General features: G+C 59.7%; 20 protein-coding genes and 1 pseudogene. 12 read left to right on the top strand and 9 right to left on the bottom strand.

Annotated features, from left to right (window positions below; translation table 11 throughout):
• Positions 1–333 precede the first annotated feature (333 nt).
• Together C480_RS17375 and C480_RS17370 are read right to left on the bottom strand one after the other, a co-directional pair.
• On the bottom strand, positions 334–1,608 hold the full coding sequence (locus C480_RS17375; protein WP_049903888.1) for a M24 family metallopeptidase: 1,275 nt from the start codon (positions 1,606–1,608) through the stop codon (positions 334–336).
• A 799-nt stretch (positions 1,609–2,407) separates the two neighbouring features.
• Entirely contained in the window at positions 2,408–3,187 is a 780-nt protein-coding gene (locus C480_RS17370; protein WP_006666932.1) for a class I SAM-dependent methyltransferase, read from the bottom strand.
• A gap of 331 nt (positions 3,188–3,518) precedes the next feature.
• Here C480_RS17370 and C480_RS17365 point away from each other — a divergent pair, with 331 nt between their 5' ends.
• From C480_RS17365 to C480_RS17335, 7 genes are all read left to right on the top strand, one after another.
• A complete protein-coding gene (locus C480_RS17365; RefSeq protein ID WP_006666931.1) occupies positions 3,519–3,908 on the top strand; it encodes an urease subunit beta in 390 nt (129 codons plus the stop codon).
• Positions 3,905–5,611, top strand: coding sequence for an urease subunit alpha (gene ureC / locus C480_RS17360; RefSeq protein WP_006666930.1), 1,707 nt, complete (start codon positions 3,905–3,907; stop codon positions 5,609–5,611). The genes C480_RS17365 and ureC overlap by 4 nt, the downstream gene beginning before the upstream one ends.
• A 174-nt stretch (positions 5,612–5,785) precedes the next feature.
• On the top strand, positions 5,786–6,226 hold the full coding sequence (locus tag C480_RS17355; RefSeq protein WP_006666929.1) for an urease subunit gamma: 441 nt from the start codon (positions 5,786–5,788) through the stop codon (positions 6,224–6,226).
• Positions 6,226–6,846: an urease accessory protein UreG gene (gene ureG, locus C480_RS17350; protein WP_006666928.1), complete on the top strand. Its 621-nt coding sequence runs from the start codon at positions 6,226–6,228 to the stop codon at positions 6,844–6,846. The genes C480_RS17355 and ureG overlap by 1 nt, the downstream gene beginning before the upstream one ends.
• Entirely contained in the window at positions 6,843–7,817 is a 975-nt protein-coding gene (locus C480_RS17345; RefSeq protein WP_006666927.1) for an urease accessory protein UreD, read from the top strand. The genes ureG and C480_RS17345 overlap by 4 nt, the downstream gene beginning before the upstream one ends.
• Positions 7,817–8,506: an urease accessory protein UreE gene (gene ureE, locus C480_RS17340; protein ID WP_006666926.1), complete on the top strand. Its 690-nt coding sequence runs from the start codon at positions 7,817–7,819 to the stop codon at positions 8,504–8,506. The genes C480_RS17345 and ureE overlap by 1 nt, the downstream gene beginning before the upstream one ends.
• Positions 8,503–9,264, top strand: a complete 762-nt coding sequence (locus C480_RS17335; protein WP_006666925.1) for an urease accessory protein UreF — start codon at positions 8,503–8,505, stop codon at positions 9,262–9,264. The genes ureE and C480_RS17335 overlap by 4 nt, the downstream gene beginning before the upstream one ends.
• On the opposite strand, the gene C480_RS17330 is transcribed toward C480_RS17335, so the two are convergent.
• The gene (locus C480_RS17330) at positions 9,254–9,703 is read right to left on the bottom strand and encodes a DoxX family protein (RefSeq protein WP_006666924.1); all 450 of its coding nucleotides are present in this window, start codon (positions 9,701–9,703) and stop codon (positions 9,254–9,256) included. The genes C480_RS17335 and C480_RS17330 overlap by 11 nt on opposite strands.
• A gap of 138 nt (positions 9,704–9,841) precedes the next feature.
• Between C480_RS17330 and pdhA the strand changes: the two genes are divergently transcribed.
• Complete coding sequence (pdhA, locus tag C480_RS17325; RefSeq protein ID WP_006666923.1) at positions 9,842–10,921, top strand: pyruvate dehydrogenase (acetyl-transferring) E1 component subunit alpha; 1,080 nt, start codon at positions 9,842–9,844, stop codon at positions 10,919–10,921.
• The gene (locus C480_RS17320) at positions 10,914–11,882 is read left to right on the top strand and encodes an alpha-ketoacid dehydrogenase subunit beta (protein ID WP_006666922.1); all 969 of its coding nucleotides are present in this window, start codon (positions 10,914–10,916) and stop codon (positions 11,880–11,882) included. The genes pdhA and C480_RS17320 overlap by 8 nt, the downstream gene beginning before the upstream one ends.
• A 10-nt stretch (positions 11,883–11,892) precedes the next feature.
• Here C480_RS17320 and C480_RS17315 read toward each other — a convergent pair whose 3' ends face one another.
• Positions 11,893–12,531 (bottom strand): TetR/AcrR family transcriptional regulator, encoded by a 639-nt coding sequence (locus C480_RS17315; RefSeq protein ID WP_006666921.1) that lies wholly within the window; start codon positions 12,529–12,531, stop codon positions 11,893–11,895.
• 97 nt (positions 12,532–12,628) lie between these two features.
• Here C480_RS17315 and C480_RS17310 point away from each other — a divergent pair, with 97 nt between their 5' ends.
• The 3 genes from C480_RS17310 (at position 12,629) to C480_RS17300 (ending at position 15,714) form a co-directional block, all read left to right on the top strand.
• Positions 12,629–13,546, top strand: a complete 918-nt coding sequence (locus C480_RS17310) for an ABC transporter ATP-binding protein (protein WP_006666920.1) — start codon at positions 12,629–12,631, stop codon at positions 13,544–13,546.
• The gene (locus C480_RS17305; RefSeq protein ID WP_006666919.1) at positions 13,539–14,324 is read left to right on the top strand and encodes an ABC transporter permease subunit; all 786 of its coding nucleotides are present in this window, start codon (positions 13,539–13,541) and stop codon (positions 14,322–14,324) included. The genes C480_RS17310 and C480_RS17305 overlap by 8 nt, the downstream gene beginning before the upstream one ends.
• Before the next feature lie 184 nt (positions 14,325–14,508).
• The gene (locus C480_RS17300) at positions 14,509–15,714 is read left to right on the top strand and encodes an outer membrane protein assembly factor BamB family protein (protein ID WP_006666918.1); all 1,206 of its coding nucleotides are present in this window, start codon (positions 14,509–14,511) and stop codon (positions 15,712–15,714) included.
• A 113-nt stretch (positions 15,715–15,827) separates the two neighbouring features.
• On the opposite strand, the gene C480_RS17295 is transcribed toward C480_RS17300, so the two are convergent.
• The 5 genes and pseudogenes from C480_RS17295 to C480_RS17270 all read right to left on the bottom strand — a co-directional run bounded on the left by C480_RS17295 (position 15,828) and on the right by C480_RS17270 (position 21,140).
• The gene (locus C480_RS17295) at positions 15,828–16,442 is read right to left on the bottom strand and encodes a methyltransferase domain-containing protein (RefSeq protein WP_049903906.1); all 615 of its coding nucleotides are present in this window, start codon (positions 16,440–16,442) and stop codon (positions 15,828–15,830) included.
• 83 nt (positions 16,443–16,525) lie between these two features.
• Positions 16,526–17,281: pseudogene (locus tag C480_RS22355) on the bottom strand (transposase); the annotation flags it as partial.
• A gap of 279 nt (positions 17,282–17,560) precedes the next feature.
• On the bottom strand, positions 17,561–18,406 hold the full coding sequence (locus tag C480_RS22350) for a poly-gamma-glutamate hydrolase family protein (protein WP_161607015.1): 846 nt from the start codon (positions 18,404–18,406) through the stop codon (positions 17,561–17,563).
• Between the two features lie 374 nt (positions 18,407–18,780).
• Positions 18,781–19,989, bottom strand: a complete 1,209-nt coding sequence (locus tag C480_RS17275) for a Mur ligase family protein (RefSeq protein WP_006666912.1) — start codon at positions 19,987–19,989, stop codon at positions 18,781–18,783.
• Positions 19,986–21,140, bottom strand: a complete 1,155-nt coding sequence (locus C480_RS17270) for a poly-gamma-glutamate biosynthesis protein PgsC/CapC (RefSeq protein ID WP_049903904.1) — start codon at positions 21,138–21,140, stop codon at positions 19,986–19,988. The genes C480_RS17275 and C480_RS17270 overlap by 4 nt, the downstream gene beginning before the upstream one ends.
• Between the last annotated feature and the right edge of the window lie 393 nt (positions 21,141–21,533).

The following is a 21,533-nucleotide window of genomic DNA, read 5'->3' as shown; positions in this document are numbered from 1 at the left end:
CCCCGTATTCCTGCCCGTACGCCGTTCCGTATCCGGATCGACTGGCACGTTCAGCCGACTCCGATACGTCGCCGCTCGAACATCCCGCGATCGCACCGTATCCCCCGGAAACGGCGATAAGGACGGTCCGCCGCCCGATTCCAGAATTACTCACAGATCCGAATTATTCCGATAGTACATAAGAATGATTATCTGATGAGTTCAGCGACCGGTGGAAACTGCAATACAAGGGTGAACCGAGCAATCGTCCGAACGCGAGAGGATGGCCGCTCGTCTGCAACTCGATGGAACCCACCAGTCAGCGCCGCTACAAAGAGCCGTTCGACGGTCCCGTCAGTGATCGATCACCGTGATCTCCTCGACGGGCCACTGGCTCAAGATTTCGACGCCGTTCTCGCGGACGACGACCATCTCCTCGACGCGAACGCCCTGTCTGTCGGCCGGTTGCATCGTCTCGACGGCCATCGTCATCCCCTCCTCGATCTCGATCGGGTGGTCGGGCGAGAGGCCGCGCCAGATCAACGGCACCTCATAGAGCTGTAATCCGAGGCCGTGCGCCCAGTGGTTCGTCGTCATCTGCCAGAACTCGTCGGCGTCGTACCAGTCCATGTGCTCGCCTTCCTCGTCCGGGAATCCCCGGCAGATCTCGTCGGTCGTCGCCCCGGGTTCGATGCGTTCGAGCACGTCGTAGAGATCGTTCCGCGCTTTCTCGTAGGCTTCCTGCTGGGCCTGCGTCGGCTCGCCCATCGAGAAGGTCCGGTAGTAACACGACCGGTAGCCGAGGTAGCCGATGTTGTAGAAGTCGGCATAGACGAGGTCACCGGGGCGGATCATCCGATCGGTGGTGTTGGCCTGGTGTTTGGGCCACGTGTTCGGCCCCGACGTGACGTAGCCGCCGCCGACGAACGCGCCGTGACGCCAGAGTTCACGGACGGCTTCGCCCCAGACTTCGGTCTCGCGCATCCCCGGCTTCGCAGTGTCCGTAATCGTCTGGAAACCCGCCTCACAGATCGCGGCGACCATCCGCAAACACTCGATCTCGTCGTCGGTCTTGGTCTTCCGAGCGTCTTCCATCACCGCCTGTGCAGTGGAGATGTCGACGGAGACGCCGCGGTCCTCGAACGCCGAAACCAGGTTTCCGTTGCCGATGTCGATCCCGAGCGTCTCGTCGGCGACGCCGTAGTCGTCCATGGCCTCGAAGACGGTCTCGGCCATTTTCGAGCGCAAGAACTCGCGGGCGGAGGCGCTCCCGGAGGCTCGCGGCACGTTCCCGAGACCCGGACAGGCATAGCGGATATCGTGGAGCCAGGGGCAGTTGAATCGCTGGTTGCTCGCGTGATCCGCGGTGTCCCAGTGGACGATATCGCCGTTCTCGGTGAGTAGCGTGTAGTGGTCCGCACCGCTGCCGCCGGTCATCGCGAGCCCCGTGACGTACCGAATGTTCGGGTCCGAGACGAGCAACATCGCGCCGAGTTCAGTGTCCCGAAGGCGCTCGAGCGCCTTTTCCATGCGCTCCTCGCGGAGTCGCTGCGTGTCGATGCGCTGTTCCCAGTCGACAGCCTGCGTGCCACGAGTACCTTCCATGAACTCCCTGTCATAAAACGTCATGAATAAGTACTGTATTTACCGTAGGCGACATAAATCCCGGCGCTGCCGGCAGGCACGCGACGTGGAGAGCGCTCAAGACAAGATGATCGCGTACTCGGCCTTGCCAGCCTGAATGCGGCTATGCCGGTCGCGACGGGTATCGAAATCGCTCTCGTGAAGCTGACCGGTAGTTACGGAGAGCGAAATCGAATACCTCGGTTACAGACGTCACTTCGACGCGGCCCCACACCGGGTTTCCGGTGAAATACCGCGGCTATCCGTGGATGAGAGCCGTCTCCTGTTTGAGTGGATTTCTCCGGAAAGACACTAGAAATTCAAGTAATAGCCGAATAGAGCGGACAAGTGGTAGGAACCCGTCGAAAGCAGGGTAAATATGGCCGTCATCATGATAGTAAGGGCTATCATCCGACAATATACGGCTGGATGATCGACACAGTACTGCATACCGGTTCACACCACCCGAATCTCGTCTGGGTGCTCCTTCCGAGCCTCCTCTCGTTCGCCGCGGGCCTCGGTATCGGAGCGACCTCCGGACGATTGCGCAACGTTTTCGATCAGAGTCAGACCGCATCGAACGACTGATCCCAGTTCCGACCGCGTCCATCGCTTACGCCGCTTGAACTCGTCTGCGCGCGACGAAGCACCGATATCGATCAGGGACGGAAGGATCTCAAAAATTGATCCGTCCGAGGTGTATTGGATAGCTGTGGCCGGAGGGAGTCTGCGTACCCGACGTACCTTGTGCCACTTGGGGTCCGGATCGAAAAGGAACCTCGACTCCGATCGACGAGCTAGTCCCCTACTCGTGGCCCTTCACGGCCACGATGCGAAGGCGTCGATAGTCCGCGGTCCACGTTCCGTCCTGGAGATAGTCTTCGCGGAGTCGGTCTTCAACGGCAGAGATGACCGATGACCGTTCTTCAGCCGGGATCGCAGACAGGAGACTGTCACCGAACATTCCGAGCCACTCTGCAAGTCCGTCCGTTCCGTTCTCGAGTTCTGTTGGCCGGTCAAAAAGCGTCGCGTAGTGCGTCTCGAAACCGTGTGACTCCAGCTTCGAAGCGTATTCGCCGATACTTGGGAAGTACCACGGGCTCTGGACATCGTAGCCGCGCTCGGTTGCTTCTGTACGAACTGCGTCGACGATGGCGGCGACATTTCCGGTGCCGCCGAGTTCGGCAACGAATCGGCCACCGGGGACGAGTGCTTCGGCGACCGAATCGAGAACGGCGTCCTGGTCCGGAATCCAGTGGAGTGCTGCGTTGGAAAACACCGCGTCGAACGGCTCGTCGAACGAAAAGTCGCGGGCGTCCTCGTGAACGAATTCGCACTCAGGGTGGGTATCGCTGGCCGTCGTAATCATCTCCTCCGAGGCGTCAAGGCCGACAGTAGCTGCTCCCGACTCGGAAATCTGCGCTGTGAGGTGGCCGGTCCCACAACCGAGATCGAGTATTCGCTCCCCGGTGTCCGGATCCAAAAGATCCACCACGCCTTCACCGTATTCGAAGACGAAGGAGTGACCCTCGTCGTAGCTATCGGTGTTCCACTCGTTTGCGGACTCCGTACCCGACTTCTTCATGCTGTCTGTATACTATGAGAGCTCACTTCTAACTGATGATATGAAATAGATAAATGACGGCCGAAAACATCCTGGTTCGATGTTTACTCGCAGTCCGATCCGCACTCGGTGCTGATCCGCTCTGGAATCTCGAACCGACCGCTCACCGGAGTGCAGTTCGACCGGGCGGTGGAACTCTCTGCTTGTTTCCCTATACAGATGTATAGCCGAACATCTTTTCGCAAATATTGTTGTCCCCGCTTGTATTTACGTTGTTCACACTCATAATCACCCATGTGATAGAAAACAGTTTTGCCGAACGTTCCGGTCCCGAAATCGGGGCGGTCGTAAAATGAGCGAGTTCACGCCGGGCGAACTGCTCCCGGCGGACGACCCGGTGACGATAAACGAGGGACGCCCGACGGCGACCGTTACGGTCGAAAATACCGGCGACCGACCCGTCCAGGTCGGCTCGCACTTTCACTTCTTCGAGGTCAACCCGGGCCTCGCGTTCGACCGCGAGACCGCCTACGGAATGCGACTCGACATCCCGGCGGGTACGGCCATCAGATTCGAACCGGGCTGCGAACGCGACGTCGACCTCGTCGACATCGGCGGTGATCGAATCGTCCGCGGCATGGGCGGCCTGGTCGACGGCGAACTCGACGACGAGGACGTGAAAGAAACGGCGCTCGAGCGCGCCCGAAAACGGGGATATCTGTCCGTGAAGGATACACCATGAGTCGAGAACTCCCGCGGGCGGAGTACACGGAACTGTTCGGACCGACCGAAGGCGATCGAGTTCGACTCGGCGATACGAACCTGTTGGCAAAGATCGAAACCGATCACGCCGTCCCCGGCGAAGAAGCGGTCTTTGGCGGCGGAAAGACGATGCGCGACGGGATGGGGATGCAATCGGGAACGACGCAGGCCGACGGAACTCTCGACTGGGTCTTTACGAACGTCGTGATCATCGATCCCGTCCTGGGAATCCGAAAGGGCGACATCGGCGTCCGAAACGGGGAAATCGCCGGCGTCGGGAAGGCCGGCAACCCCGATACGATGGACGGCGTCGACATGGTTATCGGTCCGAGCACGGACACGATCCCGGCGGACGGGTTAATTGCAACGCCGGGGGCACTCGACATTCACGTTCACTTCAACAGTCCGCAACTGGTCGAGCACGCGCTCGCGTCGGGAATCACGACCATGCTCGGCGGAGGCTTCGGCGGCGGCGCGACGACCTGTACGCCCGGGCCGCAAAACGTGCAGCGGTTTCTGCAGGCCGCCGAGGACTGGCCGGTCAACGTCGGCTTCTACGGAAAGGGGAACAGTAGCGAACCCGAGGCGCTCTTCGAACAGATCGAGGCCGGTGCGGCCGGGCTCAAACTCCACGAGGATTGGGGGTCGACCCCCGCCGCGATCGACACCTGTCTCGAAGTCGCCGACGAGGAAGACGTGCAGGTCTGTATCCACACGGACACGTTAAACGAGTCGGGGTTCGTCGAAGACACCTTCGCGGCCATCGACGGTCGCGCGATCCACACCTTCCACATCGAGGGGGCCGGCGGCGGCCACGCGCCCGACGTGCTCGAGTTGATCGGCCACGAGCACATGCTCCCGTCGTCGACGAACCCCTCGATGCCCTACACCGAGAACACGTTCGACGAACACCTGGACATGGTGATGGTCTGTCATCACCTCAATCCCGACGTTCCCGAAGACGTCGCCTTCGCCGAATCGCGCATCCGCGCGGAGACGATCGGCGCGGAGGACGTGCTCCACGACACCGGCGCGATCTCGATGATGACCACGGACTCCCAGGCGATGGGTCGGATGGCCGAACTGATCTGTCGCACCTGGCAGACCGCCCACAAGATGAAAGCCCAGCGTGGACCGCTCGAGGCGGACGAAGGGACCGACGCCGACAACGCTCGCATCAAACGGTACGTCGCCAAGTACACGATCAACCCCGCGATCACCGCGGGGATCGACGATTACGTCGGCTCGCTCGAACCGGGCAAACTGGCTGACATCGCCCTGTGGGATCCGGCCTTCTTCGGCATCAAACCCGAGACCGTGATCAAGGGCGGCTTCCCGGTCTGGTCCCAGATGGGCGAAGCCAACGGCTCGCTGATGACCTGCGAACCCGTCATGGGCCGCGAACGCGCCGGTGCACAGGGCCGAGCGAAACACGGCCTCTCACTCACCTTCGTGAGCCAGGCCGCGTCCGAGAACGACGTCGGCGACACGTACGATCTCAAAACGCCGGTCCGACCCGTTAGCGGTACACGTTCCGTCGAGAAATCGGACATGCTTCACAACGACCGCTGCCCCGACGACATCGACATCGACGCCCAAACCTTCGAAGTAGCGGTCGACGGCGAACACGTCACCTGCGACCCCGCCGAGGGAATTCCCCTCGCACAGCGGTACCTTCTCTGAATCAATGATTGCCACCCACACACTGACACCGACGATTTCACCGGCACCGACGCCAATCACGACCGCATCGACGACGCAACCAGTCCCCGCGACACGACCGGAACCCGCAACGCGATCGGAGCCCGCGACCCGACGAGTTCAGTCGCCGGCCCAGGCGGAGGTGCGTCGACGCCGATGAACCTCTCGCCGAAGGAGATGGAGCGTCTGACGGTCTTCATGGCTGCCGAACTCGCCCGGCGGCGAAAGGACCGCGGCGTGAAGCTCAACCATCCGGAGTCGGTCGCCTACATTTCGGACTGGGCCTGCGAGGCCGCCCGCGACGGCAAGTCCGTCTCACAGATTCGCACTGAGGCGGCCCGGCTGCTCACACGCGAGGACGTCATGGACGGCGTTCCCGAACTGATCGATATGATTCAGGTCGAACCGGTCTTCCCGGACGGCACCAAGCTCGTCACCGTTCACGATCCGATCCGGGCCGATAGTCCGGAACAACTCGAGACGGCCGATCCGAGGCCGGATGCTGAACGAGCGCCAGTCGAGGACGACGGCACCGCGAGGAGTGACCGAGAGACGCCGGAAACCGGTGGCACTGACACGCCGCGGGGGGACCGCTGATGGGCTACCGCGACGTCGCAAAAGTCGGCCTCGGTGGCCCCGTCGGCTCGGGCAAAACGGCGATGGTTCGCCGACTCGTCCCTGAACTCGTCGAGCGCGATTACGAGGTCGGCGTCATCGCCAACGACATCATGACCCAGGAGGACGCCGACGTGTTCCGGGAGTCCTTCGACGGACTGATCCCGGACGAACTCGTCGAGGGCGTCGAAACCGGTGCCTGCCCGCACACGGGTATCCGCGAGGATCCGTCGATGAACCTGGCGACGATCGACGAGTTCACCGAGCGCCATCCGGAGTTGGACGTGGTGCTGATCGAGAGCGGCGGCGACAACCTGGCCGCGACCTTTAATCCGGAACTGGCCGATTACTTCCTGTTCGTCATCTCGGTTGCAGAGGGAGAGGACATTCCGCGAAAGCGGGGGCCGGGCGTCACGCAGGCCGATCTGCTGGTCGTTAACAAGACGGATCTTGCGCCCCACGTCGATGCCGATCTGGACGTGATCGACGAGGACGCCGCAACGGTCCGGGGTGAGGACCCGTTCGTCTTCACGAACTGCAAGGACGGGGAGGGGGTCGATGCGGTGCTCGAACACGTCGAGCGGGAGGTGTTGTTCGCGTGAGCGCGGGGACGGTCGACTCGGCGCGGCTCCCCCCCGCGTTCGAGGACTACGCCGACGAATCCCTCGCGCAGGCACCCGCCGGCGGGACGGGAAAGAACGGTCTGCTCGAGGCGACGGTCGCCCGCGCTGGCGACGGGCCAACGCGGCTAATTCGGGACCGCGTGACGGTGCCGTATCATCTGACCGGCACCCTCGACACCGATCCGGCACGGGGGCTCGCAACGCTGGTCGCGCAGGAGCCAACCGGCGGCGTCGCACAGGGGGACCGCCACCGAATGGCTATCGACGCACACTCCGGTGCTCGTGTGCACGTGACGACCCAGAGTGCGACGAAAGTCCACAGCATGGCGGCAAACTACGCCCACCTCGACGCCTCGCTCCGAGCGGCGGAGGGAAGTTACCTCGAGTACATCCCGGGACCGACGATCGTCAACGAAGACGCCCGCTGTCTCCAGACGGTGACGGTCGATCTCGCCGACGAGGCGGTGGTCGTCGTCGCGGACGTGCTCGTTCCGGACGGCTTGACCGATCACGAACCGTTCGGCTTCGATCACTACCACGCGCGCGTCGAGGCCGAATACGACGGCCGCCTGGTTTGCGCCGACGCCGTCGATCTTCGGCCGGACGAGCGCGATCCGCGGGATCCGGCCAGTATCGGCGAGTTCAGTGTCGTCGGCTCGCTGTACGTTTTCGCGCCGGGCAAGGACGGGCCTGTCTCCGATCAGGCGGCCAAAGCGACTGCCGATACGCATCGACCGGCCCTCGAACCGCTCGCTGACGCCATTCACGACCGAATTGGAGCCGACGAGCGCGTTCGGGCCGGCGTGTCTCGGCTGCCAGCGGACGCCGGTGCAATCGTTCGCCTCCTCGGCCACCGGGAGGCGGACGTCACCGAACTCCTCCGCGATGCGTGGGACGAACTCAGACACCGAACACTCGGGGTCGGCGCGCCCGCCGACCGGCGATACTGATGGAGCGCATCGACACCATCGTCGGCAACGTCCACGCCGACGACGAACTCGCGGCGCTTCGTGCAACCCATGAGGAGAACGGGACCCTCGAACGGGTCGTCATCGACGCCGAGAACCGCCGTCGATCGCGGTTCCGGGCAACGACTGACGACGGGACCGAACTCGGCGTCATCGTCGACGCTCCGGCAGTGTCGGCTGGAGACGTGCTGCTCGTCGAAGACGACCGAATGATCGTCGTCGCGTTCGAGCCCCGCGAGGCGATCGCGATTTCGCTTCCCGAAGCCACTCCGGAGGCGCTACCGACGGCGATCGAACTCGGGCATCGGCTCGGAAACCACCATTGGGATCTTGCCGTCACGGACGGAGTAGCCTACGTCCCGCTGGAGGCGGATCAGCACATCATCGAGCGCGTCATCACCGATGTTGCTCCCGCTGCGGAGATCCGGAAGACGACGGTCGATGCTGATCTGTTCGTGACAGACCGCAAAGAAGGAAACGACGGTCACGCTCACGGCGGCGAACGCGAGCGTGAGCACGAGCATACTCACGATGGAGACCACCAGCATACGCGCGGGCTTGGCCACACCAGTCACAATACCGATCACCAGCACAGTCATACCGGAGACCACCAGCACGGCACCAGGCACGACCACGACACGAGTTCACGACGGGAACACCGACACGAATGACATCAGACTCCAGTTCGTTTTTGACTGCACTCCGGCTCTCGGACTCGTTTCTTCCGGTCGGCGGGTACACGGCCTCCTACGGGGTAGAGCAGTATCTCAACGAGGATCGGCTCGAAGACGGCGAGGACCTCCAAGCGTTGCTCGCGGCTTACCTTCGGCGCGTGGTCGGACCCTGCGAAACCGTCGCGCTGGCGAACGCCCACGCTGGAGCTGCTGCGGGCGATATCGAGCGGCTGTTCGCGGTCGACGAGCGTCTGCACGCGGTGACGATGCCGCGCGAGTTCCGCGAGAGTTCGACGAAGGCAGGGGCGAAGCTCTGTGAACTCCTCGGGCCGGCGACCGCGACTAGTTCAGCTGCAGATGGGCGCGAGGATCCGTCAGCCGGAACGGGGTCGTCGGTCGCCGACGGCGGCGAACTCGTGGCTCCGTTCGCCGACGCAATCCACAGCGACGCGACGCCGGGGCACTATCCGATCGTCTTCGGCGTCGTCGCCGCGGCCCGCGGTCTCCCGCAACTGTCGGCCTGCCTCGCGCACGCATATTCGTTTGTTACGGGACTGCTCGGGGCGGCACAGCGACTCGGTCGGTTCAGTCACACCGAGATACAGTCGGTGCTCGAATCGCTAGAACCGGTGATTACCGACGTTTGCGAGCACCACGTCGACGACGACGTGACGACGATGGCCGCGTTCGCACCGATGGCCGAGATCATGGGTATGCGCCACGAACGGGCCGGCAGACGGCTGTTTATGAGCTAACCGACGCCCGGCTCTCGGTCGCGGAGTCGCGGTCGAACAGGAGGGCGTCGAGGCTGTACCGCCCGCTGCCGTACGCGATGAGGGCGAGAAACGCTGCGATGTAAAGCAAGCCGAGTTCGCCGCCGTTCTGGATGGGAACGACCCCTTCCGGGAGGTGTTCGAGGACCTGAGCGACGGCCATCTGTCCGGCCGTCACGACGGCGACGACTCGAGTGAGGACACCGAAGGCGATGAGCAGGCCGCCGAGCAGTTCGACGACGCCGGCGACACCGTACATGCTGGTTAGCGAGGCGGTCGCGCCGCTGCCGTCGACGCCGCCGAACAGCCCGAGCAGTTTCTGTGCACCGTGCTGGAAAAAGAGGAGTCCGACGAGGACGCGAAAGACGGCGTAGACCGGTTGTTCGTACGCTTCTGGAGAGGGACTGAGTGAGTCGTTCATATCCGCCGTACCCCATCCCCGCTATTCAATGTCGGGACAGCGGACTGTATTGCCAACAGTGATGGTCATTGTTGATAGAACGACGGGGCCGTCGTGCACCGGGGGTCGCATTAACTCGCTCGGCGGCGTATCCGGACTATGCCACGCGAGGACATCGCACAGTTTACGATCCGGTCCGTACAGGTGCTCGCCGAGGACGGGACGGTCGACGAGGACCTGGCTCCATCGCTGTCCGACGACGAACTGCTCGACTGTTACGAAGCGATGAAACGCGCCCGCCGACTCGACGAGCGCGCGATTTCGTTGCAACGCCGCGGTGAACTCGGGACGTACGCCCCCGCGATCGGCCAGGAAGCGGCGCAGGTTGGCAGCGCGTTCGCGATGGACGAAGACGACTGGATCGTCCCCTCGTTTCGCGAGCAATCGGCGCTCATGGTTCGTGAAACGCCACCGCAGCAGATCCTCGAGTACGCGATGGGGATGGAAGAAGGAGCCGAGATTCCAGTCGACGAGCACGCGCTTCCGCCGGCGATTCCCGTCGGAACCCAGCCGCTTCACGCCGCCGGCGTCGGCTGGGGCGAGGCGATCCAGGAAAGCCCGAACGTCGCACTCACGTACTTCGGCGACGGCGCGACCAGCGAGGGAGACGTCTACGAGGCGCTCAACTTCGCCGGCGTGTACGACGCCCAGACGGTCTTTCTCTGTCAGAACAACCGGTACGCGATCTCGACCAGACTCGAGGATCAGACCGCGGCGGAGACGCTCGCACAGAAGGCGATCGCGGCGGGTATCGACGGCGTTCGAGTCGACGGCAACGACGTCCTGGGCGTCTATCGCGTCGTCTCCGAGGCGATCGAGCGGGCGCGAGACGGCGACCCGACCCTCGTCGAGGCGCTGACCTACCGCCGGTCGATGCACACGACTTCCGACGATCCATCTGTCTACCGCGAGGCTGCCGAGGAGGACGAGTGGGAGGCGCGTGACCCGATCGTGCGCTTTCAGGTGTACTTAGAGAACCGGGGCCTGCTAGACGAGGAGACCAAGGCGACGATAGACGAACGGGTGGAATCGGAAATCGCCGATGCGATCGACCGGGTGAACGCGGCCCGCGACGAACTCGATCCCGCGGACATGTTCCGTCACGTCTACGCCGAACAACCGCCCGAACTCGAGCGACAGGCCGCGGCGTTCGAGAGGAAGGGTGATCGCGATGGCTGATCGACTCCGGATGGTCGAAGCCGTCCGCGAAACCCTCCGCGCCGAACTCGAACGCGACGACAGCGTCGTCGTCTACGGGGAGGACGTCGGTCGCGCCGGCGGCGTCTTCCGAGCGACCGAGGGACTGCTGGACGCGTACCCGGACCGCGTCTTCGACTCGCCCGTCGCGGAGGCGGGCATCGTCGGCGTCGGCGTCGGACTCGCCGCCACGGGACTCCGGCCGGTCGCCGAAATTCAGTTCCAAAGTTTTCTCTATCAGGGGTTTCACCAGCTCGCCCAACACGTCGCCCGAATCCGAAGCCGAACGCGGGGTACGGTCACCTGTCCGATGACGATTCGGACGCCCTACGGTGGCGGCATCCACGCTTTGGAACTGCACTCCGAGAGCTTCGAAGCCGGATTCGCGCACGTTCCCGGCCTCACGGTCGTCGTGCCCGCCTCGCCGGCCGAAACCGCTGGCTTACTCACCGCCAGCGTTCGCTCCCCCGATCCAGTCGTCTTCCTGGAGCCGACGCGACTGTACCGGTCGTTCCGCGAGGAAGTGCCGGCCGATCACGAACTCCCGCTGGGCGAGGCGCGGATCGTCGACTCCGGCGAGGATCTCACCGTCGTCGCCTGGGGGTCGATGCTTCGCGAAACACTCGAGGCCACCGCTGAACTCGACGCCGATATCGAAGTGATCGATCCGCGGACGATCTCCCCGCTGGACACCGAAACGATCGTCGAGTCAGTTCGAAAGACCGGCCGCTGCGTCGTCGTCCACGAAGCCCCGCGAACGTCCGGAATGGCCGGCGAGATCATCGCGCGCATCACCGAGGACGCGTTTTACTATCTCGAAACACCGGTCGAACGAATCACCGGCTACGACGTCCCCGTCCCGCTGTTCGCCCGCGAGGATGCGTACCTCCCCGACGCGGATCGAATCGAAGCGGGAATCAGGCGAGTGCTCGATCGAAATTGAAGGCCGATCGCTACGCAGGAGATGTAAGCCCGTTTGCCAGAACGGAAATCATCGTCTCCTGAATGTGGTCGTAATAGCCCTCGTCTATCATTTCGAGTTCAGCCTCGTACTGCTCGTACTCCGCTTTGTGAACCATCAACCAGCCGAGCGAGGCGGACATGAGCCCGGAGATCGTGAGCAGATCCATCTCGGTAAGCGGGCCGTCACACCGTTCTTGGAGGTCTTCGATCAGCGGGATTAACTCCGACCACATCTCCCGTTGAATCTCGTCGAGCGTGTCCCACGAGCCGTCGCCGATGATATCCTGGTAGTTCCCTTCGATGACTAGTTGCTGGATAAACGGGTTTTCCTCGCCGAACTCGACGTAACACCAGAACAGTCGTTCGAGCCCCTCCTGCGGGTCCTCGACCCCGTCCAGAGCATCGCGCACGTTTTCGAGAAACGTCCGACTCTCTCGCTCGAGGATGACGAGATAGAGGTCCGCTTTGGCGTCGAAGAACTGGTAGAAGGTCGGTTTGGCGATTCCGACCGGGTCAGTGATATCTTTGACGGTCGTTTTCGTCGGGCCGTACGTAAGCACCAGTTCCTGTCCGGTCTGGATGAGCTGTTCCCGTATTTGCTCTCGCTCTTCGTCACTGAATGTACGCATGTCTATACAACCGCTCTACAAACTCATAACCAAATCGGTTTTCAGTTATTACTCTATAACCGAAAACGGTATTTAGTTATAGGCCTTTTGAACACGTATGGCGACGATTGAAGTGACGGACCTGACGAAGGATTACGGAAGCGTTCTCGGCGTCGACTCCGTCTCGTTCAGCGTCGAACAGGGGGAGATATTCGGCTTTCTCGGGCCAAACGGGGCGGGAAAGACGACGACGATTCGAACGCTTCTGGGCTTGCTCGCGCCGACCGACGGAACCGCGACGGTACTCGGCGCAGACGTTCGCGATGACGGCGAGTTCATCGACGCAAAACGACGAATCGGGTACCTCCCGGCACAGCTGGGATTCAACGAGGAGGTGACCGGCGAGCAGGTCCTCGACTACCACGCGTCGGTCAAAGGCGATCGTCGCCGCGAGGAACTCCTCGAGATATTCACGCCGCCCGTCGAGCGTCCGATTCGAGAGTACTCGACCGGAAACGAGCGAATGCTCGGCATCGTCCAGGCGTTCATGCACGATCCCGAACTCGTGATCATGGACGAGCCGACCGCCGGGCTCGACCCCCTCAAACAAGAAGAGTTCAACGAGTTCATTCGCGGCGAACGCGAGCGCGGGACGACGATTTTCTTCTCGTCGCACGTCCTGAGCGAAGTGCGACGCGTCTGCGATCGCGTCGGCATCCTCCGCGACGGCGAACTCGTCGGACTGGAGGATATCGAGACGCTACTCGACCAGGGCGGCAAGCGGGTCCAGGTCGAGACGACCGACGACCTCGAGTCGTCGCTACCGGCTCTCGACGGCGTCGTCGACGTGAACTCGTTCGCCGACGGCGTGCAGTTCATCTACACTGGTGAGTACAACACACTCCTTCGTGAACTCGCATCCCACGATATCCGCGAAATCGAGATCAGTGAACCGCCGCTCGAGGACGTGTTCATGCACTACTACGGCGACGATGAATCGACACGGGCCAACCAAGAGGTGGAATCCAATGTTTGAAACCACTCGGTACGAGGCGAATCGGCGGGTGCGAGGAACGGCGATCCTCACGATCGCGATCAGCCTCTATGCTGCCTTTATCGTCTGGTATTTCACCATCCTGGAGGGCGTCGATTACGAGGCGGTGTTCGAGTCGATGCCGCCGGCGATGATCGAGGCGTTTGGAATCGAGTCCCTAGCGACGATCGGCGGCTTCCTCGGGACGCAAATATACAACTTCGTGTGGTTGCTCGGGCTAGGACTGTACTTCGCGTACGCGGCAGGAGGGCTCATCGCGGGTGATATCGAACACGAGCGCATGGACCTGTTGCTCTCGTTTCCGGTATCTCGATCGCGGCTGCTCGTCGAGAAGACGCTCTCGTTGCTGCTCCCGCTCGTCACGCTCAACGTCGTCGTTGGAGTCGTCATCTACGTGCTGGTGCAGGCGATCGGCGAGTCGATCGACCCGATGTACCTCGTGTTGGCTCACGCACTATCGATCCCGTATCTACTCGTCTGTATCGCGATCGGCGTCGTCCTCTCGGTCCTCGTCGATCGGGCGGCGATCGCAGAGCGGGCCGCCATCGGACTCATATTCGTGCTCTTCCTCGTCGAATCGGTCGTCGGCGGGGCGAGCGAGTTCGAGTGGATTCAGTATATAAGCCCGACGTATTACTACGATCCGACGCCGATCCTCATCGATGGGTCGTACGAACTGCTTGATACCGGCGTGTTGCTCGCGGCCTTTGTCGTGTTACTGCTCATCGGCCAGATACTGTTCCAGCGACGGGACATCTAGCGCGTGAACTGCTCGGGTCAACCCCCCGAGACCCGCCCCTCGTTTTTGTAGCGTGAGCAGCGCGTCCATATTCGCTCTGAACCTGTGGCAGGCATCGGTATTTCGAATAGAATACTGGTCAGTATCGGATAGTAACGCCGAACGACATGGGACTGATTATTGTTTGACGTGATTGTGTGGATATATGACCCTCCACTCGCGACGACACGTTCTCGCCAGTACCGGGGTACTATCGCTGGCCGGCTGTCTCGCTGAACTCGGTTCGGAATCGGCGTGTTCAGACGGCCGATCAGCGCATACAGCGGACGTTTCGCTCGATCAAAACGCGTCGTGGCCGATGTTCCGGTACGATACGGCGAACACCGGCTACAATCCGAATGCCACCGGTCCGAAGGCGAGCATCGAGACAGCGTGGCGGTACAGCGCCTGTACCGAAGCAGACTGGCAGGTCGTTAGCAGTAATGGTCGGATCCACGCCGGGGATGGAGTCGTAAACGCCCACACTGGGGAACGGATCGGCGAGACCGGCAGCGATCTAAGCGGCAACCCTACTGTTGTCGAGGAGACCATATACGTCATCGGAAACGGACTCATAGCCTGCGATGCTGAAACTGGCGTTGAACAGTGGCAGTGGGAACCTCAATCGGATGGTCGTGGGGCGATCCAAACAATTCCGACTATCACAACCGAAACGGTCTACGTACCAGCGACCGATGCAACCCTGTACGCTGTCGACGCGAGTACTGGGACTGAACGATGGCAGTTCGACACGGCTGGTCGGATTGAAACAACACCGGCGGTCGACGACGGGGTTATATACGTCGTTGATACGACGAATACGCTCTATGCAGTCGCCGCCGAAACCGGTGAGGAACGCTGGCGAGCATCCCAAAATGTTGACTGTTGGCGATCGATTCCGGCCGTCGTGAACGACCACCTCTTTCTCGGATCCATGGACGGATCAATTCGTGCCGTGAATACTGCAGACGGCGCAGTAGACTGGGAACAAGCCAGCGAGAAAGACGATCAAATTGACGAAGCGATCGCCGCTACCGACGGAACTGTTGTCGGAACCACTGCAGGAACGGTTGTTGCTCTCGACGCTGCTACTGGCCGGATCGAGTGGCGACAAACGACCGATGCGTACAAACTCGGTGCGCCGATCATCGCCGGCGACACAGTCTACGTTGGAGAGTCGCCACGAAGCATCGGCGGGAACGTATTCGCATTTGACGTTGCGGATGGAACGAAACGCTGGCAGTTCGAGACTCGCAACGTCGACTTCGGAGACTATACACGATCCGGTATCACGCACGAACCGATCGTTCTTGACGGGGTTGCGTATATCGCTACAGCTACTGGAGATTTGTACGCGCTGATAGACGGATAGGAAGCAGAATTACTCCCTTCATCAGACGTAGATAACGAATCTGCCGGCCGGGACTGTATTCGGTTAACCGACTGGTCTAACTTGTAACTCCCCAAGGGGTTCAACAGGGCCGGTCAGTTCGAGTTCCGTGCAAACACGAGTTCAGCCGCGTGTTGGTGGGGTTCGGCCCCGGAATCGTCGTCGAAGATGAGACGCTCAGTCTCGAGGACGGTCCACCCATCGTAGTACTCCAGCAACTCGCCCGGTGCGTAGAAGAACTCGTTGTCGGTCCAGTCCGGCGGCGTCGGCACGTCGGGGTGATCGACGAACGCGAACATCGCGTGGATTCCGTTTTCGGCCGTGTTCCGTTTGAGGTGAGCGAACTGTTGGGGACGATTTTCCGGGACGATATACTGGATCGCACCCGCCGAATAGATCACGTCGACCGGACCCGAGATCGAAACGTCGTTCGCATCGGCCTGGATCGGCTGAACCGTCACGCCCCGCCGGTCGGCGAGTCGCTGAGCCTTCCGGAGGCCGTTCGGGGAAACGTCCACCGCACAGACATCCCAGCCCTGCTCGGCGAAGAACACGGCATCCCGTCCTTCGCCGGCACCGAGATCGATCGCCGTTGTCGAATCGGTCGTTTCCGGGGCGAACTCGAGCGTTTGTACCGCCATCTCGTTTGCTTCAGTGCCCCAATAATACTCATCTCGCCCATAAACTCGCTCTCTGTCTTCGAAGTTCACGAAGGCGGTTTTCACGGGAGCGAAGATAAAATTGGTCGGTGCACAACTCCACACGACACGGCTGCAGCATTGGTCTTTAGATAAGCCTCAGCAGTCGGTTGGATGGTAGTAGCGAGCTGTTCTTGAAGGATCGGTCGTTGCTTGTGGATCTTCTGAGCGTCTTCGATCAGTCGCTCTAGCGGTGGCGAAATATTCCCTCAGTTCGCGGAGGATGAGCTTGGCGTGCAACCGGAAGTTGCTGCCCAGCGTTCCGGCGCAACACGACCCACCATCAGCATGTTCTATGACCAGACCGAGTAAATCACGACTCACGACCAAAGATAACAACACTGCGTACAGCAGAATCTCTACAATGTGCTTCTTTGTCGTATCGAACTCATCCAGCTTGTACTGCATTTTGAGCTCCCAGAACAGCAACTCCACCCCACCGGCACCGGTAGATCGTCGCTAGATTAGCCGGGCGAAACTCCTCCCGAGAGAGGGTCGTGATGTACAGATGGTAGTCATCGGCGTCCGTAACGATAACGCCGACGACGCGGAACCGTTTCTCGTGACTGCGTCCCGCATACTCTCTCCGGTCGAGTTCAATCTCGACTTCCACGCCGATGTACTTGCGGGAGAGTTCGTCCACGATGGCGAAGATTTTCTCGCTTTCTAAAGGAAGGCGCGAACCGCCGATACTTGAAGGAGGCGAGATCGAAGATCGCTAATCGTCCTTCCAGCCCCAATCCTGTCTCAAACTCTATACTGTCGTGCGTTTTCTCGTCTGTGACGCTGAAATGTTCGACCGTCTGGTCGGTGACGTTGTGGAGTAGGTGGAACGTCGCTCCAGCCGCTTCTCGTGACGCGCGTTTTCGCGTGATATTTCTGCCTCTTCGAGAAAGACACTAACTGATCGATTGGCTCAGTAGACGACAAGAAAGACGTAATCGGAAATATGTTCGGTTCACACGCTCTCTACACGCTTCAGCAGCATAACGTGCGAAGTCAAGTAACTAGACAGCGCCTCACAATAGAAGGGAGTACGTGGTAGAGTTCGCCCACGATTCGGCGACCGAGTACTGTTTCTGTTGGACGGTCACCGAGGAGCGAGTCTGTTCTTCTATTCAGTACTTCAGTTATACGCGCGATTCAAGGACGCCAGCGACGGCTTCAGCAATCTCCATACCGTACTGCTCTCGCGACTCTTCGTCTTGGCCGATCCAGATCGCACAGCGCATGGCGAGACGGTTCACTAGCGTATTGTCTCCATCGACACGGTACTCGTCAGTTCCCAGCACTGCGTTCAGGTCCGTTCCCTCGAGCGCATCGTTAATTGCATCACGAACCTCTTCGCGGAACGACTGGGGTGCCTGACCCCCAATCTGGATCGTGGGGTCGCAGGTACCGTGGAACGCAATTGCGTACTCGTATTCATTCTCGCTAACCTCTGCAAGTTCGGGATACGACGCCTCGGACATATTGTAGGACGGGACGTACCATCTGACGAACGCACCACTGCCGTTACGATATCCACGGGTGCCCCAGTGATCGACATCGCCGTTCAGTTCATCGACAACTGTCTCGGCTTGCTCGCCAGTATGTGGCTGCACGTCTCCGCCGTGGGGCGAGAGCACGATAACATCCGAGTCTGTTTGCTTGCTCACCTCAACGTAATCGTCCGATTCCTGAGCTTCCTCGACGCTCAGATCCGGGTTGACGACCATTGGATTAACATCGACATCGACTTCGTCGTCATCGTTGATCGGGACCGACGCCTCTGGTCGTGGACAGGCCAGGCGGCAGTCTCCGAGGTTTTCCTGGTCGCTATTGTTGACTTCCCAGTTACTATTATTGAGGTCAAGGCGCGCCCGCGAGAGAGCGTTACCAGCAACCCCCGGCCCGTCCCCGGAGAGTTCACCCTGGATCGTGTAGACGGCGACCTCATTATCATTCCGTTGGACGCGGACCTGTTCGCCGACCATTCGACCAACGTTGTTCAGTAGGTCAGACGTTGCGCTCAGATACGTGAAAGCGTCACCATCACCGGTTGATCCGGAGTCGGTCTTTCCGAGCGTCGTTTGCGTGAGTTCGCCGTCTCGGTCAACTGCCTTCTGGTTAACAGATTCGATGGTGTTCCTTCGTGAGGTTGCCTCGTATCCAGCAACGGCCCCACCGACCAGAAGAGGGGTACTTACTAGTCCGCCCATCAATGCGCGCCGTGTTGTATTACCAGACTGTTTTTCAGCCATGGTATTACATATTACCGATACCTATTAAAAATACCGTTTCCGTCCTAAAAATATTAGTGTAGAAATGTCTATATATAAAGAGGAAGGCGCCGGTTCGAGGGGGTGTGCTATCTGGTCACAACCGGCTGTTGCTCGGATTTTTCCTCGCGAGTGAGGCCGACCAATTGGTCAGTATCGACTGTTCGAGCGTCGATCGCACGCTCGAGGTCGCGCATCCAGTCAGCAACTGTGTTGCCCATAATGATCACAGGGCGTTCCTCAGCGAGCAGCGAGCCAAGTACCTCGTCCGCAGGATCCTTCGTATCGTCGTGGATAATGACTGGGAAATTAGCCTTTTGACTGAACGCTTTCGTGGTCTCACCGGCGATGTGGACGTCGTCGATGGCACCATCCTCATAGAGTTCTGTAAGATAGTGTAAGAAGGACACTGTCCGTCCACGTCGATCACCTCGAAGATAGACAAACGGTGTAATCTTATCGATGGAGGGGTCCTTTGAGACCAGTGCCTCTCGGATCATCTCGGTACTTTGGACGTCGTTGACCTCGGCCGCATTGTGGATCCTTCCGTTGGTGAGACGAGTCCACTCAACGGACATCTTCTTCCGGTATACTGCGAGTTTATCGTCTGATAGCGGATTCAGCCCGATCGCCCGAAGTATCTCATTGAGTGCATAAACTGATTCGATACCGGGGATGGTGGCGTACTTATCGGGGACAGAGACGTGGCTTACGGTCGCGCCACGCCGCTCTATCTCAGTCTCGATGTACTCCTGTAAGTTCGGATCCTGTTCCGCGTTGACGACATGGGTCCCCTCTGGAATTGCTCTGACCAATCCTCGAGCTACTTTGTATCTGTCAGTACCCAACGTTGATAGATGGTCTTCGCGGATGTTACTCAAGACGACCACGTCGGGATGGGAAAACACACTGTTGAACATCCGCGTGGTGTAGGAACTAATCGCTTGGTTCTCGAGAATCATCACGTCCTTCGGCGTGTGCTGCGAGAGTTCTCTCGCGTTTTCGTATAACCGGACTTGGGACCCGCGTAAGATAGGCTTCTTGACAGCGTTGTGGACCGTAATCGGGTTATTGCCAGTAATCTTCGCCATGACGTCGTACTCCCGGTCATAGAGAATATCGTGTGTCCACTTCGTGAGAGACGACTTCCCCCGGGTGCCGGAGATAACGATCTTGGCATCGATACCGTCGAGCCGACGTTTATGAGTTATCCCACGGAAGAGCGCTCGAGCGGTGTGTTTGATAGAGTTGCTGACACCGTTAGTGATGTCTTGGGTTGAGTATCGTTTTCCGCTCATGCAGATATCCCCCTCGCGTGGTGTTTCGCAACGGTCATACGGCGCTGTTCAAGCGTCCATACGCAATAGGCTGCGAGCACGAGTACGCTGACGATTACTGAGATTTCAGGTACTGATGGATCAGCTAAGAGGCCATCAGCTGTCGGGTCGATGAATAGTCTAATACCGACCAGTAGACTCGCGAATAGTCCTGCCGACAGACTGAGCGATTCGAATCGTTCGGCAGGTGCGACTCGGTGAAAATTATAGGCCCCAACCCCGGAGAGCAGAACCACGAAGAATAACGTGAATCCTGAAACCGTAGTTGTGGCTGACGCGATGAGTATTCCTGACATCATCGAAATGATGAGTCCGAGGTTCAACAGCGCCCGGCCGTAGATGAGTGTGAGTCTGTTGATGGCCGTGATAGCTGTAAAGGTGGCTGACAGCACAATTACGTACACTCCGACGGTCCACGCGTTCGTGAGCGCCATGGTGGCGAGGAGTGGGACAGCAACTAACCCACCCAGCCGAACGCCCCACCGAGAGTGCGCTGCCTCGGAGATCAGTAGGCCAAACCCGAGTAGAACGATCAGCCATATCTGGCCGACAACGCCCCCTGACGACGGAACTCCCTGGATAGCGTCGCGGAACGCTGCAATGTCTGATCCAGGAGTGAACAGCACAGAAGTTAATCCCGACCCCAATTGCGTGGCGACCGTAGGATTCACAATCGCCGCACCGAAGACGATGAGACCGGCAACCAATCCACCGCTCAATGCCAGGTCAGACCAGCGGTCTTCCGGCTCGAGTTTATGGTAGTTGTAGGCCGTGATGCCGGGGAGAACCGCGCCGAAGAACGCCATCTCTGAAATTCCGAGAGACCACGAGCTAATGATCACGTGGGCAGTGATTGGTGTGATTGCTCCAACGACAAGACTTGTGAGTAGCAACTGCCGCCCGTAGATAAGCGTGCGTGCTCGTATGATCCCAACGAGACAGTACGCGATGGCCCCGCTAATGAGAAACATCGGGAGTGCAACAAAGGAGTAAAGAGAGTAGACTGCGAGTAGCGGTGCTACAATCACACCACCTAACCGAAGTCCAGTCATATGAGTTACGACAGCCCCGATGGCGAGACCAACGATCATGACTAATGCGGCAGCAATCATAACTCGGTCACCTTCCAAAATCTGCATTTGCTGCATCGGCGGAGATTCATTCCAAGAATAGGTCAACTGCTATGAGACTTAAATCTTTATAACAAAATGTATTATTATACTCCTAAAATAGTGAAATAACAAAAATATCGACTATCATCTAGTAGTTAATTACTATATGTAGTGAATATCTCTAATTATACAATTAACAAGAAATCTACACAGTTCACGGTGAAGAAGATCTCTCAAGAGGATTGGGCACAGTATACACCCGTTCCACACTGCCTACAAACCTATTATTAATTATTCATAAATGGAATTACTGTTGGACGCATCTATTCCCACCCCATTTCTCTCGAGAAGAATACGCGATGAGCTACTGCTGTACTGCGGTTCTTCTCTTAG

Origin of the sequence: Natrialba aegyptia DSM 13077, assembly GCF_000337535.1 — an archaeon.
GTDB lineage: Archaea > Halobacteriota > Halobacteria > Halobacteriales > Natrialbaceae > Natrialba > Natrialba aegyptia.
The sequence above is the reverse complement of the archived record's forward strand: the minus strand, read 5'-3'. Positions and strand labels throughout refer to the sequence as shown.